The following is a 16,329-nucleotide window of genomic DNA, read 5'->3' as shown; positions in this document are numbered from 1 at the left end:
CCTTATCATCCGTATAGGGTGAAATTTTAAGGCACAACAGAGATGATTCATGTCATCTCTGTTGTGCCTTTTTTCGACTTCTAACATCAGTAAACAACATACTGTAGATATTTATGTACCCTTTTAACCAGAGAAATGTAAAAATAATGTGTAATTCATGAAAAATACTTATTTTTTCGTAAATTTTCACTACATACCATAAATCACAGTGCCTTTCTGACCGATATAGATAAAGGGAAATCCTCACCATACGTGTCATCATGCACACGTACTTCCCTGGAGCTAAGGAATCACGCAAAACAGAAAAATGCGACTACAGAAATGAGGGTACCAACACATGAAAACAAACAAGAACAGACGCGCAGGTCTAGGTCTCACCATAATGATGATCCTGACGGTACTGATCCTGGGGGCATGTTCAGCCAACAATACAACAACGGCAACAGACACAAGAACAAAGGTTGGGATCGTGCTTACGGAAGTGGGTCTGGGTGACCGTTCTTTTAATGATGCTGCTTTTGATGGACTGGTTCAGGCCAGAAATGAGAAAAGCATTGTCTTTGACTATCGTGAACCGGGCGACAATGCCGAAGCTGCATTTGAAGAGTTTGCGCAAGCCAAATTCGATCTGGTTATCGGCCTGAGTGATGCTGTCCAAGCGGATATGGAGAAAGTTGCAGCCAAATATCCTGACCAGCAGTTCCTCATGATTGACAGTCAGTCCGAACTGCCTAACATTGCCTCCATTTCATTCCGGGCGGAAGAAGGAAGTTATCTGGCAGGTGTTATTGCCGCTATGGCTTCAACGGAAGATCATGTTGGCTTCCTTGGTGGAATAGAGATACCGGTCCTTCGTAATTTCGAGCAGGGTTTTAAACAAGGTGTTCTGGCTGTCAAGCCGAATGCAACCGTTGATGTCGTCTACGCAGGGGACTTCGGCAATGCCGAGCTGGGTGAACAACTGGCTACAGAGATGATTCAGGAAAAGGGCGCTGACGTGATCTACGTTGCTGCCGGTCTCACAGGCGTAGGCGCACTGACGGAGATTCAGAAATTAGGGAAATACGCCATCGGTGTAGATACCGATCAATTCTTTTTGGCGGAAAAATCCATTCTTACGTCCATGCTGAAAAATGTGGATGTCTCTATCTATAATGCCGTTAACACGTTTGTCCAAAACAATCATACCTTCCCTCAAAAGGAAATCGTGGAGGGGCTGGCGGAGAACGCCGTGGGTCTGACTGCTCTACATAATATCACGCTCAGTGATGAACAACAGCAAACCTTCGAAGATCTGAAGGCAAAGATCTCTTCCGGTCAAATCAAAATTAAGCTTGATCAATAACCCATCGGATATAAGGAGGTACGCACATGAAACTACAGGGAAAACTGATACTTAATGCTCTAATTTCACTACTTCTATGCCTTGTGTTAGTCGCTTATATCATCATGCAATTGCTCAACATGAATGCCAAAAATCAAAATCTGGTACCAGCCATGCTCAAGGTGAGTGAACTGAACGCCAATCAGATTCAGACCCAGCAAGCGCTGGATGTCTACTCATTCTCCATGACAGCAGGAAACCAGGACGCCGTGCTTCGCTTGCTGGATGAAGGCCAAACGATGATTCAGGAGCTTACGGACGGATTGCTCGAAACAGATCAGCAGTTACAACTTATTCAGTCCATCGAGACAAAATTAGAAGCTCTCAACCAGGGAGCCACCGAAGCGATGAGTGCGATGAACAGTGCGGAAGCGAAACGTTACAGCACTCGGGTTCGGGGCATACAGAATGATATCTATTCGTTAGATGAGATGACTCGGGATCGTTATGATCAATATACCGTCGATTTGGAACGTGACATTCAGCAAACGTGGCAAGCCGCTCTGGCAGGAGCTATCGTATTGCTCGTCGCCGTGATGCTGTTTAATATGTATACTTCACGTCAGATTGCCAAGCGTATTCGAACACTCAAAGACGCCGCTGGACAAATTGCGGACGGTGACCTGACCGGACAATTACCGGAAGCTCGGGGCAAAGATGAACTCGATGACCTGAGTCGTTCCTTCGGTACCATGACTCATAATATCCGCGGCATTATTCAGTCGATTGGTGAAGCGGGTCATCGTGTCGATCTGATGGCACAAGATATTGACCGCGGTAATGATACAGCCCAAGCGATTGTACAGCAAGTATCCCGCACCACGGAGGAACTCTCAATTGGCAGTCAAAAGATTGCCGAGGATCTGAGTGAAACGGTGATGGTTGTGGACAAAATGCAGTCTACTTTCAATAGCAATCTGGAGGCCACTTCCCAATCGGTGATCGATGGTCGTGAAGTATTAACTACCGTTGAGGAAGGCAATAAGGCTGTAGCAGAGCAACTCCGCCTGGCCGAAGTGAATCGTATGGCGATGGCCGAGGTGGAACAAACGGTGCGGGAACTGGAAGAAAGCGCGGTTCGAATCACTACGATGACGGCATATGTATCGGAGATTGCCAAACAAACAACCATGCTCTCGTTAAATGCCTCCATAGAGGCTGCTCGCGCTGGAGAAGCTGGACGTGGCTTCGCTGTTGTTGCGGGCGAGGTGAATAAACTCGCCGAACAATCTGCGCAATCGGTCAAACATATCTATGCGGCTGTGGGCGAGATCACAACCTCCATGGACAAGGTGAAGAACTCTGTAGCACAAAGCATGCAGTTATTCGGCGAACAGGAACAAGCCACTGGCCAGACTCGCGAATCCTTCTCTGCTATTCGTGAAAGTGTGGAGCGCATTAGTACCGGCATCCATCAGCTTGCTGAGGACATGCAACACTCCAATGAACTCAGTACGCAGGTGCAACAAGCCATCGAAAATATCAGTGCCATCACCGAGCAGTCGGCTGCCAGCAGTGAAGAAATCACCGCCTCCACGTCGGAACAACAACGTTCCTTCGCTGATGCAAGTATCAAGGTGAAGTCATTGCGTGATATCAGCGCAGAGATGCATCAGGAACTGCTGCGTTTCCGTCTGTAAGCAGATGTCGGGAGAATTTTGGGCTGGATTTAGGTCGGAAGTCGTTGAGATGCAGGTTAGATGCAGATTATATAGGCAAGTTATGGACAGGTTATAGGCGAGCCAGGATCAGGTAGCGTGAACATACAAACAAACAAATAAAGGGGAGCCTCCGTCATGAATCATGACAGGGCTCCCCTTTTCAGTAACTAATCGTTGGTTCATCCAACCATTAATTCGTTTCAAAGATATGAAAGTATATAAATTTAACTAAACATTTACACAACACAGAGAGGACAGAAAGAACCTGAAAAAGTGGAGCTAACAGCGACCTGAAAGAAAGCCGCCTCGGAAGCATACGCTATTCCGGATTTCCTAATTTATAAAAAAAAACTGGGGATAATAGCGATCGGAAGGTTGTTCTGTCACCGGAGTGTCCAGTGTATATATTCTTTAGATCAACTTATATAGATAACAAGGCATCAACATTTCAGATCCAAACGTTTAACGAACTGAGCAAACCTTATTGGGCAATTAATTGCAGATTATAAAATCTAACGAATCTCAGGCATTCTATTCCCTAATTTAGTCCGGTTTTTCAGGTGTTTTCTCTGAAATACACAGAGATAACGTGGATGAGATTCGTTAGCTTTTGCTCCTCGATGTAAACCGTGGTATAAGGTGTATCAGGTTCGTTAGGGCAATGGGCAATGGGGCATTGAGTACTGGGCATTGGTATTGAGCATTGGGCACTGGGCATCGGGCATTTAGCATTGAGCATTTAGCATTGAGCATTGGACAACGTGCACTTATCTACTTTTGATGTGCTGGTGCGCTGGTTCGTTGGATTACTTGCAGTTTAGAAATGATTAGTCATAGACAGTAACCCAAAACCATGAGCTTATCCCACACCTGCCCCATCCTCACAGTGCATCAATAATGTCTCCGGCCAGCAGGGACGATGGGTCACCGCGCAGCAGTGCTGCACGTTCAGCGGCCTGTCCGTGGAGATATACGCCGAACGTGGCGGCTTGCTCCGCGCTGAGCCCTTGGGCAAGCAGACCGGCGATGATGCCGGTCAATACGTCTCCGGCACCGCCAGTCGCCATGCCGGCGTGCCCGGTGGTGTTGATGTACGCCTCGCCGGACGGCGTTGCGATGACCGTTCGTGCTCCTTTGAGCACAAGGGTCACGCCCTGCTCGCGGGCGTATTTTGCAGCGTGCCCAATGCGGTCACGCTGCACCTCTGGGGTCGACATGCCCAGCAGTCGGCCCATCTCGCCAGGGTGCGGCGTCAGGATTGTCGCCGCACTTCGCTGGCCCCAGTCGTGAGGCCCATGTGGGCCAGCGTCTGCCAGCATGTTGAGGGCGTCCGCGTCGATGACGAGCGGACGATCCGTATGTTGCCACAGACGGCGCAGCCAGTCTGTGTCGCCCTTGAAGCGGCCGAGGCCTGGGCCGGTCGCAAGCACGTCGCGGCTCTCCGCGAGACGCAGCACGGCGTCGGCGGAAGCCGCGTTCCATTGGCCGCTGTCGCCATCGGAGGCGGCAGCAAGCATAAGCTCGGGCACGGTGCCGATGACATGCGGCAGCAGTGCCGCGGGCAACGCCCATGTGGCGAGCCCGCAGCCTGCGCGCAGCGCGGCCTTGGCCGAGAGCAGGCCAGCGCCGCTCATCGGCAGACTTCCTGCGGCCAACAGTACGTGGCCGTAGGTGCCCTTGTGGCCGTCCGGTGCCCGGAGACGGCCTGTATCCACGCGCAAAGCACCGCGCAGCACCTCGTCCGTCAGCAGACGGACCGAGGGGCCATGCTCTGGCGCAAGCCGCGCGGGAATGCCGATGGCGCGCACCACAATGCGCCCCGCGGCAGAAGCGCCCGGGTACTGCACCAGCCCGCGCTTAAGCAGCGCGAGGCATACGGTCACCCGGGCTTGAATGCAGGGCTCGTACACCTCTCCGGTGTCGGCGTCCAGCCCGCTTGGCACATCGGCGGACACGACCGGCTTGCCGCTGTCGTTCGCCGCCTCAATCAACGCCGCGTAATCTCCCCGCGGCGCTCCCCGCGAGCCGGTGCCCAGCAGCGCATCCACGATGCCTGTGCACCGGCTGAAGTCCACGGCTTCGCGCCCGTGTACAAGAGCAGGGATGCCAAGCTTCGCGGCGGCATCCCGTTGCACTGCGGCTTCGCCCCGCAGTGCATCAGGGGCATCGGCGTAGACCAATGTCACGCCAAGCCCTGCTTCAACCAAATGGCGCGCGGCCACCAGCCCATCGCCGCCATTGTTGCCCTTGCCGATCAGCATGTACCACAGCTGATCTCCCGGGCGCTCCATCACCAGCGCCGGATCGGCGATGATGTCGCCACCATAACCTTGCCGATCGCCGGGCCCGGTGTGTGCCCGCCTCGCATCGGTCTGGCTGCTATAGCCAAGCTGCCCTGAATCCACAAGCCGGCCTTCTGCCTGCCCTTCCCGGCACAGCTTGATCACTTCCTCAGCAATGGCTCGGCCTGCATTCTCCATTAGACTGGCAGCAGGAATACCCAGCTTATGAATGGTATACTCGTCCACAGCTCTCATCTGTTCAGCGGTTACGATAAACAACGTTCATCCCTCCCCGTGACAAGCTCATCTCATACCTAAAAGCAACAACAACTTCGCACCTAAACGCTGTATCCTGTATGTGTATCGCTATCTTTCCTCTTACCTCATCCAGTTACCATGATGCGCTCCATGCATCATTGGAAGCTCTATCGATTCCGTGTACGAGACCTTCAGATTAAATTATCCATTCCAAAGCCTGTTTACGCTTAATAACCTACCGTAAACCGAGCTTGGATAAATTGCGGATCGTCCAGTTCGTCCACCAAAGCCGCTGCAAAATCGCCAACGGAAATCGAGCTTTCCCCGATATCATCCGTAATCACACGGTTCATGCCAACCCGGAACTGACCGGTACGACGTCCTGTTGTGATTGTCGCAGCAGGGCTCATGTAGGTCCAGTGAATACCTGATGCTTCAATCAGGTCATATGCTTCTGCATGTGCTTTTGCCAGTGGTTTGACTTCTTCCGGGAATCCCGGCGTATCCATCAGCATATCACCGGAATCGGTTAGCAAGCTTCCCGCTCCACCAACTACAACCAGACGTCCTGCTTTTGCCCGGCGCACACCCTCGATCAACGAACGTGTCACTTCCAGCATCTCTTCTTCTCCACCAAACTTCGGTCCATACGCACTCACAACCACTTCTTGACCCGCTGCAAAATCAGCCACCTGATCCGGGTTAAGCAGATCTCCCTGTTCTACACGCAAACGCTCATGAACCATCTCAACCTTCGAAGGGTCACGCACCACCGCTGTCACTTCATGCCCACGATCCATCAGCTCCCACAGTATCATCTTGCCAATCGCTCCGGTTGCTCCAAAAATGGCTACTTTCATATGAATTCCCTCTTTTCTGTAGATATCATCTTGTCAACTTACCGTTATTTTAATACTTAATCCTATTGTTATATACCTTAAACGGCTCACGCCATCTTAAACCGGATGTGACATCTTGTAAACCTATCTCTTACAGCTTATATGTAGAAAAATAATCTTTACTTCAACTAGCGGAAGAAGCACCGACACTCTTAAGTATCCCCTCTCTCCGCAAGCACTCAACACGAATCATGAAAAAAGCCGCTAAATGCGGCTATAATAAGATAATTTCATACGACATAGAATCTATTCTTATCTCAAGATTTCAGTTTCCGTTCCGCTAGGTAGTCGGTCCTTCTTCTCCCTGCCTCCACCACATGCCCTCCGATTTTGGGCTGGTGTATTCAAATCCAAATTGAGCATAAAGTTGATCAGCCGGAACATCCGCCAACAGGCTGACTAAACCACGGGCAGGTACTGCTTTACGCAGATAATTCATAATCTCGCTCATGATCAGTTTTCCATACCCCATTCCCTGAACATCCGGGTGTACAGCAATATCGACGACCTGAAAGAAACAACCTCCATCTCCAATCACTCGCCCCATGCCTATCAGCATATCCTCTTCACGCAGACATACGGCAAACAGGCTATTCCGTAATCCAATCTCTGCCCCTTCCCTGCTCATTGCACTAAGGCCGGCAATCTGCCGTAAGGCAAGATACTCCACCGCTGCGGGTGGTGTGTGTTCAATACTCACATGATCCATGAATTGTGCCCCTTTCTGCTTGAATTCATCTACTTCCTGTGTAATAGTGAGAGAAAGCTTACGTGAAGCGTGTTTCATGATACGTGAAGTTGGTGCAAAGGAGGAACAAGTGTGTTTCAACGTTGGATTGAAGATCTAACATCGCGCCCAGGCACTGTGGCTGTGCTGTTTGGAGTCATGGCTTTGCTTCTGGGGATATACATATGGTCTGCCACTGAAGTTCGCCGCAGCCACGAAAGGCGAATGCAAAGGATACGAGATACATTATACATAAGTACAGCCCTCTTGGGACAACTTACCATCCAGGAAAATCGGAATTATGAACGATCGGAACACGAACATGACGATCTGATAACAGCAATGTTAGCCTGCAAAGCTGCATCTTACCTATCTCCTCAGCTACAGGACCAGATCCGTGACTGTATTAAGGATCATGACCCTGCCCGACTTGGCCTGATGCACAGAGCACTGGAACGGGAATGCACCGTATTATCGGATGAACTCAGCCGGGAGACACATACAGATCATTGGGGCACAGCGGTCTGGACCATCCTTCGGCCCGTAGCCGAACCAGCCGCACTGGCTGCCACAGGGTTTCTGGTTACAGATCTGATATTTCGTCAGCGGATGTTGGACGTCCATGTAGACTCATGGGACAGCATCTTGCCATGGATTCGCGCAACTTCCATAATGATCACCATAATATATGGTTACCTGCTCTGGGCCAGCCCACGACGGGATAGGTCAAGTACAGTAACCAAAATGCTCTCCTTGCTGATCGCGCTATGCTCCTTGCTCCATCTGATTGGACCTGTTGCTGCACCCTATGCCCTTGGGCTACAGCTGATTATATTTACTTCGGGTTTCGGGTTGACTGGAACACGCTCTCGAAGTGATCGTCCCTACGCAGGACATACGGATCTGGAACCAACGAAGCAAGTCTCTACGGAACTGGAAGGAAATACACGTCGTACATCTGGTACCAGCACTGACGAATAACCTACGCATCCAGCCGCTTCCATATGATTAAACTTAGATACCCACCTCGATGATACGAGACTCGGCCCTCCCTCGGCTGGATTTTCACAGATCAGGTCGTGTCTCCTTACTCGGCATGTTATACGATGATGGATGTCAGTGTCCCAAAATTATCGAGCTCCCGTCTGGCTGATCCTATTGAGTAGCCAATCTATTTTCTAAGGAACTCAGGACGTCTTATTTGGCCTCTACAGCCTCTTTCAAAATTGTAAAAAACCTCAGACACGTTTTTTCCCAAAATCGCTCGATAAAAACGCTCTAAAACGCCGTACATTTCGATATAACGTGTCTCAGATTCGTTAGCGCTCACTCCCTGCTCATGTTCTGTTCCAAGCGCGAATGCGAGGACAACCTTATGTCCCTCCCGTACCGAAGCGAAAATTTTCATTGGTAGAGGAAAATAGGGAGCCGCCTTTGCGGCATCCTGATCGCCTGCTCAAACATCCAGTATGCAGCACGCTTGCTTACTCCGGACCTGTTCAGGGCGCCTCGGCTTTCAGGACGTGTTGAAAACATCCCCTATATCCCAACGTAACTGTACGCCAAAAGGGCTTAAACTACATTGTAGTTTAAGCCCTTTTCTATATTCTAATTTTGTCTTGCGAAGAATGATCGGAAGGTTATTCTGTCATTGAAGTGGCATGTGTGACATTCTTTAGTTCACTTTATATCATGGATAATTACTTCACTTATTTGGCTACAACATGTGCAATGACGCGGCCTTTTTCGTACGTGACAGTCACGTCATAACCATCTGCCGTTACACTGTCGAATTCACCTGTAATTCCATTAGCGGTGATTAACGTAATATCTTTGGAACCTTCGATCTTATAGTTGGACAAGTCCAGTTTGAGACTTCCTCCATCAATATAGAGCTTTCTGCCAACATTCAGCTGACTGTTGTTGTCAGCCACTACCAATTCCAACGTACCGTTATCCATGGTAAAGTTTCTATTTAAGTTGAGTGCTCCGTCGACATCAACGACAACTGTTCCATTTTCTACATACAGATCACCTGTACCAAAAGCAGCTGCAGATTCGGCTACCAGCGTTCCTGCTTGCAGCAATGTTCCGCCAGTGTAGCTATTTTCCCCTGTCAATGTAAGGGTTCCTGTTCCCTTTTTCGTGAGCATTCCACTACCGGTGATATCATTTCTCCACCAATCTTCTGCATTGAAGCGCCCTTTGGAAGCGTCCATATCCACAGTTACATTGTTCAAGAATGCGCCGTAGCCATCCGCAGCCGTGACCAGATCAATTCTACCCCAGCCCTTGGATTCATCCAGTACAGGATATCCAGAGTCAATGGATGTTGTATACAATACTTGTCTGCGTTGCTCATCTGTTAAATACGGTTGACGTGTTTCTAACAGGGCTTCTGCTCCTTGCGGTACAACTGGAGCCAAACCTTTGGTTCCGGTTTGTGGTAGACCGTAAGTCATCTTTTCTCTATAGAAGGCTTTATTGGCATCATGATCTTCCCATTTGTGTTCATCGTAAGCACTCTTGAACGTGTAATCCTCAGTTACGGTGTGTGCATACTCATACAGACTCATATTTTTTTCCTTGGCTGCAGCTCCAAATACTTCTCCTGCATTCTCATAACCTTTCTCTAACACATCTTTGTTCTCAGCCTGATTAAGTGCATATGCAGCCATGGCTGTGGATTGTATTCTTCCTCCGATAACATCAAGCGGTGAGTGCATCCCCGTTACGATTCGATTCTCGCCCAACTGAGCTGCTCTCGTTAACAATTCAGTGAATCGTTCTGGTGTAGCGTATGCCAAAGGAAATACGGATAAGTACGCTGCACTGGTATGTCCGCTCGGAAATGCGCCATCTTTCCCTCTTCCATCCTCAGCGATTCGTTTAACATAAGTTAACGCAGGAATAAGCTTAACGTTAGTTTCGTATTGCTGGTAATGTTTTTCTCCTGTTGATTTGGTGCCGCCTGAAGCCAAAGGTACTTCTTTTTTCTCACCTTCGCCCAAGGTTTCCCATACAGGCAGTCCTTTGCTGTCAACAACTTCTTTCACTTCTCCATTGGAATTCATTCTCCACGGTCTAGGGGAAGAGTAGAAATATTTAGAGGGATTAGATGAGGCAGGAATTTTAAATCGAACCAGATCAACTAAATGAACCAAGTCTGCAAGTTCCGTCTTTGCTTCCCAATCTCCAATGCCTTGGCTTTCATCTTCCACTGTTTCTTCGGTCAATACCACATTCATCTCGTCCACCGTTCGTTCAACGTTTGTCTTTGGCTTGATGATATCTACATACGTGTTAGCCAAAGGACCAAAGCCCTCCATCACGCTATAGATCTTATCTCTTTGGTCATCATAATAGGCTGCCAATGTCTCTTCACCTGTGCGATTTTGCGTGACCTTTTCTACATATTTGATATTGGCTTCCCAAGTTGCTTTGTTTCGGATCTCTTCATTTGCATATGTTTTCTGATCAGCAACAGCTACGGTTGGATCATTCTTAAAGCCGTCATAATATGGAGTCGGTCCATCTCCATACTTTGCATTTTTCCCGTCAGCTCCAATTTTAGTTGCCGCTGTTCCATCTCTCCAATCCGCTAGGTTCATGGACCATACTTGATCAAAACCGTCCAAAATATCAATAAACGGATTGGTTTCCGCAATATTTTTCAAGGTGTCGTCTCCGGCATTGGCTCCGTGCTTCACGGCGGATAACCGAGCTTCATCTGCTGGGGGATTAACATTCAGAACGGTTGCCGTTCCTTTTGGCTTAGCTGGTTTGGCAGCTGTAGTAGCATCTGTTTCCACAGCTTTAACGAGCGCAGACACCGCTTCGGCACGAGTAATGGAATTAAGCGGTTTGAAGGTTCCATCTGCATATCCGGAGATAATTTTCGCTGCTACCGCTCCACCTACAGCTCCCTTGCCCCACGCCGCTATAGACGATGAATCGCTAAATACATTCGCTGCTGTTTCATTTAACTCCAGATTCAAAATGCCAGCGATCACTTTAGCTGCTTCTTGACGGGTGATCGGATCTTGCGGCTTCATTGTGCCATCGGTGTATCCATCTATATATCCATTCGCATTTGCAATAGAAATTGCTTCGTAATACCATGCACTCTCAGACACATCATTAAAGGTAATTTTAGCTTGTCCGGAATATCCAAAGGCACCGTTTACCAAATTCATAAATTCTGCTCTTGTAATATACGTATTCGGTTTAAATGAATGATCCAGGTAACCTCGAATTAATCCTTCATCACCCCATGCTTGAATATTTGCTTCCGCCCAGTGTCCCTTAATATCAGAGAACTGAATCTTCTGATCGGCTGCAAAACTCTTCTCTGCAAATGTCGGACCTACCATAGACAACATTAGAAGTAATGCCAGTGACTTTTTAAGTGGTTTTCTCATGGCTTGCAAATACACGCTCCCGTTATGGTAAATTATTTTTTTGCTTCTGCATCTGCAAATGAGTAAGAAAGACTCTATACAGATGTCTGATCTGCCGTTACTGTAGCATTAGGGAGCGTTTCGCATCTATAGAACAAATTCCGTTTTATATCAAAATCGTACGTTCCGGAGCTTATATGCCAAGAAAAATGGAGTTAGATACTACATTTATCAATTAAAATACCTACTTTTGTAAACGCTTTATTAACTGAAAGTAAATTATGGAGTGGGAGTTTGTTAAATTTCGATCAACATGATTTCTAGTCCTCGGCCTGCTATATAATGATGAAGTTGTTTAGAAACGAGAAATGAAGGGGGAAAAAGAATGCATAAGCCATTTCAGTCTGTGAGATCCAAGATGGTTCTTTCCTACCTTGCTGTCGTTCTTGTCATTGCGCTTCTTTTCGGCTCCATTCTATACCTCTTCTTCTCCCATCAATACAGCAAAGAGATTCGAATCAATAATCAGCTGTCACTGAAAAGCACTGTCAATACTATTGAGAGCTCCGTTATCCAGAAGGTGAATCAGGTCTATCTGTCCCTGGCACTCGGTAACGCCGCTAGTATCGATCTAGATAGCTTAAAAGGAAACCATAGCAAAATCCTGGACATCGAACAGTCCCTCAAAAATATGGTGCAAAATTATTCCGATCTCATTGAAGCTATTCATGTGTACGATACGAAGAACCACTTCATCGTCTCATCTGTATATGGGCTATTGCTCTATGAGGACACGCCTTCGAGTGTGGATCATACGACGGATTGGATTACTGCGATGAAAGAGACTCCAGAAAGCTCCTTATGGATGAAGACTCGCATGGTGCCTCAGGATGCTTATATCGAATCACGGGAACAAGGCAAGATGAGTCCTCTAATTTCCTATGTCCATAGTTACCCGTTTCAATCGTCTGGACAAGACAGTAAGGCCATGATTGCGATTGATATCAAAGAATCAGCGATCAGTCAGATCATTAAAAATATGCTCCCTGCTGACTATGCGAATACATTAATCATCGATCAGGATGGAACTGTCATATCTGCCGCGGACAAAACGTTGATAGGCAGCTCCACGGAGGAGAATCTGACGCAGTCGCTGCTAACTTTTCATTCTTCAGATGCGAGCTTCACACCTGTATTTAACTATGACTCTCATGTCGTTACCCAAGATCAATTTAAAGGAAATGCATGGAGAATCTACACAACCACACCTAATGAAAGCTTTTATTCTAAATTGGATAGCTTGAAGGAGATTTCGGTTTTTCTCGGTTTATTGGCTGTTGCGGTTGGGATAGCGATGTCGTCCATCTTTACCAGGGCCAACTATAGTCCTCTTAAACGAATCATGAATAACATCAAGAGCCGGATGGATAGCCCAACCAGCTTAAAGCAGGACGAATACCGGTTCATCGATACAACGTTTAACAGTCTGTCCAATAAAGTTGATAGTCTTGAAGAAACCTTACAGGCCAATCACAGAATGATTAAGCATAGTATCGTGCTCAATATGTTAAATAATCGGTTTACACCCGAGGAACTTACGGAACAGCTCCAGTCTGTTCACATTTCAATGGCCTACTCTCGCTTTCGCTGCATTGTCATTGACCCCGTCAATGAGAAGTGGAAGGATCTGCAGCCACGACAGTTGCAGCATACGTTGTACACGATGATTCAGCAACTTGAGATTGCAGAAATGGATGGAACTCAACTGCTGGCAGAGGAATTGCAGGATCACAAAATCGCGGTCATCATCTGTACCAATCAACCGGAGGCACCTCTCTCTGATCACATTGTAGACTTTATTCACGCTGAGGCGAGCAGCAGATTTGGTCTGGAATTTGTACTATCGTTAGGCGGATGGGTAGAACATTTCACGAAGATTCACACAAGCTATCATCAGGCGAATACCCTGATTCGATACAGCTACTTTTTCCCCGAGCAGTCTGCCATTCAGGATCTTAATCTTCTGAACAGGGAAGCCAGCAGTCTGGAGATTCCGGATTCATACCTCGTAAACTTTGAAAAGAAATTGCAGACTCGGGATGTGCAAGGTACAGTTCAGGCCATTCAGGAATTGGTCGCGACATTAAAGGAAGGCTCCTATTCAGCCGAATACAGTCGGATCATCTTATTAAAAACGGTATCTATTTACGCTGAGTGTATTAATCAGGTTCGTTGGCAGCCCGCCGAGGCGAATTCATTGAATTTGTACAAGCAATTTTCATTGTTCTACAATATCAACCGCTATTCGGAGTGGATGATTCATCTCGTGACCGAATTTGTGATGCATATGGAGAAGCGCAGCGAGGTACGAAGTGTGGATACGATCTCGGCTGTCAAAGCCTATATTCACGAGCACTTATCGGGCGATCTTACGCTGGATCAAGTCTCAGAGCAAGTATTCATCAGCCCTAAATATCTGAGTAAACTTTTCAAGGAAGAAACCGGGATTGTTTATTCCGAATATGTTACGAATCAGAGAATGGAACGCGCACGGGAACTCATGACACAACGCGAAATTACGGTTGAGCAGGTCGCAAGTACGGTCGGTTACCGTACCCCTGCCTATTTCATTAAAAAGTTCAAAGAAATTCACGGCTGTACACCGAAAAATTTCATGCGCAGTCTAATGGAACAGGGATCTATATAGGTTCAATTAGGAATATTTACACGGACACTCCGATGACAGAACAACCTTCCGATCGCTGTTATTCCCAGATTTCTTCGATCCCTTTTCTAAAAGGGGAAATCCGGGAATAGCGTATGCTTCCGAAGCAGCTTTTTTCAGAAAGCTTTTAGGCGTAGCGTATGCTTTCGAAGTAGTTTTCTTACAGAAAACATGTAGCTTCGCTTCTTCAGGTTCTTTCTGTCCTCTCCGTTATTGTGTAAATGTTTAATTGAACCTATATAGAATTTAAAATTAGTAAAGGAGCTGCTATGAACCTTAACCTTTCAAGAAAGCTATGGCTATATTCCGCAATGCTCCTCCTTCTCGTATTTACAAGTGGGTGTACCTTTTTAGGGAGAGAAACTGCACAAGTGCAACAGCAAGACCATCTAGCAAGCGCTGAGAAAGATACAGCACCGCAGTATACGATATCTTGGACCATGCATCAAAATATCCCTGTTCCTGAGGACGCTGAGATGATTGCATATATTGAGGATCGGTTTGATGTAGATCTGGAGGTGTGGAATCTTGAAAACAAGCGGTACGAGGAACTGCTGGACCTGGAGCTTGCTCAAGGGAAAATACCTGATCTGTTCCGGATCAGACAACCGCATGATCTGCTTAAGTATCAAATGCAAGGGGTCTTAGCGGAAATCTCCCCGGAAGTCCTTGAACAATATGCGCCAAATATCGTACAGCGAATTCGCGATTATGATTCACGTTACCTAGAGTATGGAAAAATAAACGGCTCCTTATATGGAATTCCGGCCATTAATCAGACCAACATCTATCGAACCCCTGTTGTATACCGAGAGGACTGGCTTAAGCAGCTTGGTCTGGAGGTGCCAAAGACATTAGATGAATTTGAAACGGTTATGTATGCTTTTGCCAAAGATGATCCGGACGGAAATGGTAAACAAGATACGTATGGCCTATCCAGAGAGGGCTTAAATGTCGTGTTTGGTGCCTTTGGACAGTCCGTTTTCACCGAGCAACTGTATTTTAATGAAAAAAACAACCAACTTGTGATCGGTGCTCTGGAGCCGGAGATGAAAAAAGCATTGGCTTATATGCAAAAGTGGTATCGGGACGGAATTATCGACCCTGAGTTCATAACCGGCGAAAATAAAGGCGGCTATAAACATCTATCCCATACTTTTATTAATGGAAAAATTGGGATGACCTCGATGGGCAACTATTATCATTGGAATCAAGAGGGAGACTACAGTGTCCTTAATGAAAATGGCCAAGAAACCCCTGTGGGAGCCTCGTTCAATGTTAATGAGCTGTTACAGAAGAACGCAACTGCAGAGGTTGTATTTGGTTCTCCTGTTATTGGTCCTGAAGGACATAGCGGTTCAAAAGGGAACAATCTGCTGATGAATTTTATTGCTATAGGTGCTGAGGCTGCGAAGGAGCCGGGAAAACTGGAGAAAATTTTGGAGATACTCGATTATGTAAGTGCCAACCCCGATCCGGAGGAGCAAATCAAAATGGAGTATGGCCTTCCAGGAAAACACTGGAATTGGAGTGCTGAAGATTCAAACTCGTTCCATTTACTTTACCCATACAACAGAATGGAGAATTATATTAATATGATCGGCTCAAGTATCGGCATGACGGTTCCAGGTACACCCTCGGACAAACGTGAACAGTGGGCTGCATCTGCAGGGTTGACGGAGAATGGTATCTATAATCGCCTGGAGGTTGCAACCCCTGCCCTGATTCAATATTCATCTGAATTGATTCGCATGAGAGACAGAGCGTACATCTCCATCATCACTGGCGATCAGCCTGTGGGGTATTTCGATAACTTTGTGGAAGAATTCATGGATGCAGGTGGGCAACAGGTACTGCTTGAAGCGAATCATTGGTATACGGAGCATATGGAGACAAGTCGTGCACAATAGGTAGGAAGATCTGGAACATGCATTTCCCATGAGTTTCTGGAAAGTATACATTTGTGTTCCTATGCACCTATCTTCGCTTCCCT

Annotated in this window: 9 protein-coding genes; 5 read left to right on the top strand and 4 right to left on the bottom strand. The window is 47.3% G+C overall.

Annotated features, from left to right (window positions below; all coding sequences use genetic code 11):
• Positions 1 to 337 precede the first annotated feature (337 nt).
• Together MHH92_RS02685 and MHH92_RS02680 are read left to right on the top strand one after the other, a co-directional pair.
• Complete coding sequence (locus tag MHH92_RS02685; RefSeq protein WP_082218776.1) at positions 338 to 1,345, top strand: BMP family lipoprotein; 1,008 nt, start codon at positions 338 to 340, stop codon at positions 1,343 to 1,345.
• A 26-nt stretch (positions 1,346 to 1,371) separates the two neighbouring features.
• On the top strand, positions 1,372 to 3,024 hold the full coding sequence (locus MHH92_RS02680) for a methyl-accepting chemotaxis protein (RefSeq protein WP_036672162.1): 1,653 nt from the start codon (positions 1,372 to 1,374) through the stop codon (positions 3,022 to 3,024).
• A gap of 902 nt (positions 3,025 to 3,926) precedes the next feature.
• Here the strand turns inward: MHH92_RS02680 and MHH92_RS02675 are convergent.
• From MHH92_RS02675 to MHH92_RS02665, 3 genes are all read right to left on the bottom strand, one after another.
• Positions 3,927 to 5,606 carry an NAD(P)H-hydrate dehydratase gene (locus tag MHH92_RS02675; protein WP_340901761.1) on the bottom strand — a complete coding sequence of 560 codons (1,680 nt, stop codon included), beginning with the start codon at positions 5,604 to 5,606 and terminating at the stop codon, positions 3,927 to 3,929.
• Positions 5,607 to 5,812: 206 nt separating this feature from the next.
• Positions 5,813 to 6,445 (bottom strand): NAD(P)-dependent oxidoreductase, encoded by a 633-nt coding sequence (locus MHH92_RS02670; RefSeq protein ID WP_036607440.1) that lies wholly within the window; start codon positions 6,443 to 6,445, stop codon positions 5,813 to 5,815.
• A 319-nt stretch (positions 6,446 to 6,764) separates the two neighbouring features.
• Positions 6,765 to 7,193 carry a GNAT family N-acetyltransferase gene (locus tag MHH92_RS02665; protein WP_340901759.1) on the bottom strand — a complete coding sequence of 143 codons (429 nt, stop codon included), beginning with the start codon at positions 7,191 to 7,193 and terminating at the stop codon, positions 6,765 to 6,767.
• 111 nt (positions 7,194 to 7,304) lie between these two features.
• On the opposite strand from MHH92_RS02665, the gene MHH92_RS02660 reads away from it, so the two are divergent.
• On the top strand, positions 7,305 to 8,192 hold the full coding sequence (locus tag MHH92_RS02660; protein ID WP_340901757.1) for a hypothetical protein: 888 nt from the start codon (positions 7,305 to 7,307) through the stop codon (positions 8,190 to 8,192).
• Between the two features lie 728 nt (positions 8,193 to 8,920).
• On the opposite strand, the gene MHH92_RS02655 is transcribed toward MHH92_RS02660, so the two are convergent.
• On the bottom strand, positions 8,921 to 11,632 hold the full coding sequence (locus tag MHH92_RS02655) for an S-layer homology domain-containing protein (protein ID WP_340907615.1): 2,712 nt from the start codon (positions 11,630 to 11,632) through the stop codon (positions 8,921 to 8,923).
• Between the two features lie 364 nt (positions 11,633 to 11,996).
• Between MHH92_RS02655 and MHH92_RS02650 the strand changes: the two genes are divergently transcribed.
• Entirely contained in the window at positions 11,997 to 14,318 is a 2,322-nt protein-coding gene (locus tag MHH92_RS02650; RefSeq protein ID WP_340901756.1) for a helix-turn-helix domain-containing protein, read from the top strand.
• Positions 14,319 to 14,707: 389 nt separating this feature from the next.
• The gene (locus MHH92_RS02645) at positions 14,708 to 16,246 is read left to right on the top strand and encodes an extracellular solute-binding protein (protein WP_445744659.1); all 1,539 of its coding nucleotides are present in this window, start codon (positions 14,708 to 14,710) and stop codon (positions 16,244 to 16,246) included.
• Positions 16,247 to 16,329: the final 83 nt, after the last annotated feature.

Source organism: Paenibacillus sp. FSL M7-1414 (assembly GCF_038003195.1).
In the GTDB taxonomy this organism is placed as follows: domain Bacteria; phylum Bacillota; class Bacilli; order Paenibacillales; family Paenibacillaceae; genus Paenibacillus; species Paenibacillus amylolyticus.
Note: the sequence above shows the minus strand (reverse complement) of the source record. Positions and strands in the feature narration are given on the sequence as shown.

Bases quoted from the DNA above. Each gene is read 5' to 3' on its own strand.
- MHH92_RS02685 (WP_082218776.1), top strand. From the start codon at position 338: ATGAAAACAAACAAGAACAGACGCGCAGGTCTAGGTCTCACCATAATG.
- MHH92_RS02655 (WP_340907615.1), bottom strand. From the start codon at position 11,632: ATGAGAAAACCACTTAAAAAGTCACTGGCATTACTTCTAATGTTGTCT.
- MHH92_RS02670 (WP_036607440.1), bottom strand. From the start codon at position 6,445: ATGAAAGTAGCCATTTTTGGAGCAACCGGAGCGATTGGCAAGATGATA.
- MHH92_RS02650 (WP_340901756.1), top strand. From the start codon at position 11,997: ATGCATAAGCCATTTCAGTCTGTGAGATCCAAGATGGTTCTTTCCTAC.
- MHH92_RS02665 (WP_340901759.1), bottom strand. From the start codon at position 7,193: ATGGATCATGTGAGTATTGAACACACACCACCCGCAGCGGTGGAGTAT.
- MHH92_RS02680 (WP_036672162.1), top strand. From the start codon at position 1,372: ATGAAACTACAGGGAAAACTGATACTTAATGCTCTAATTTCACTACTT.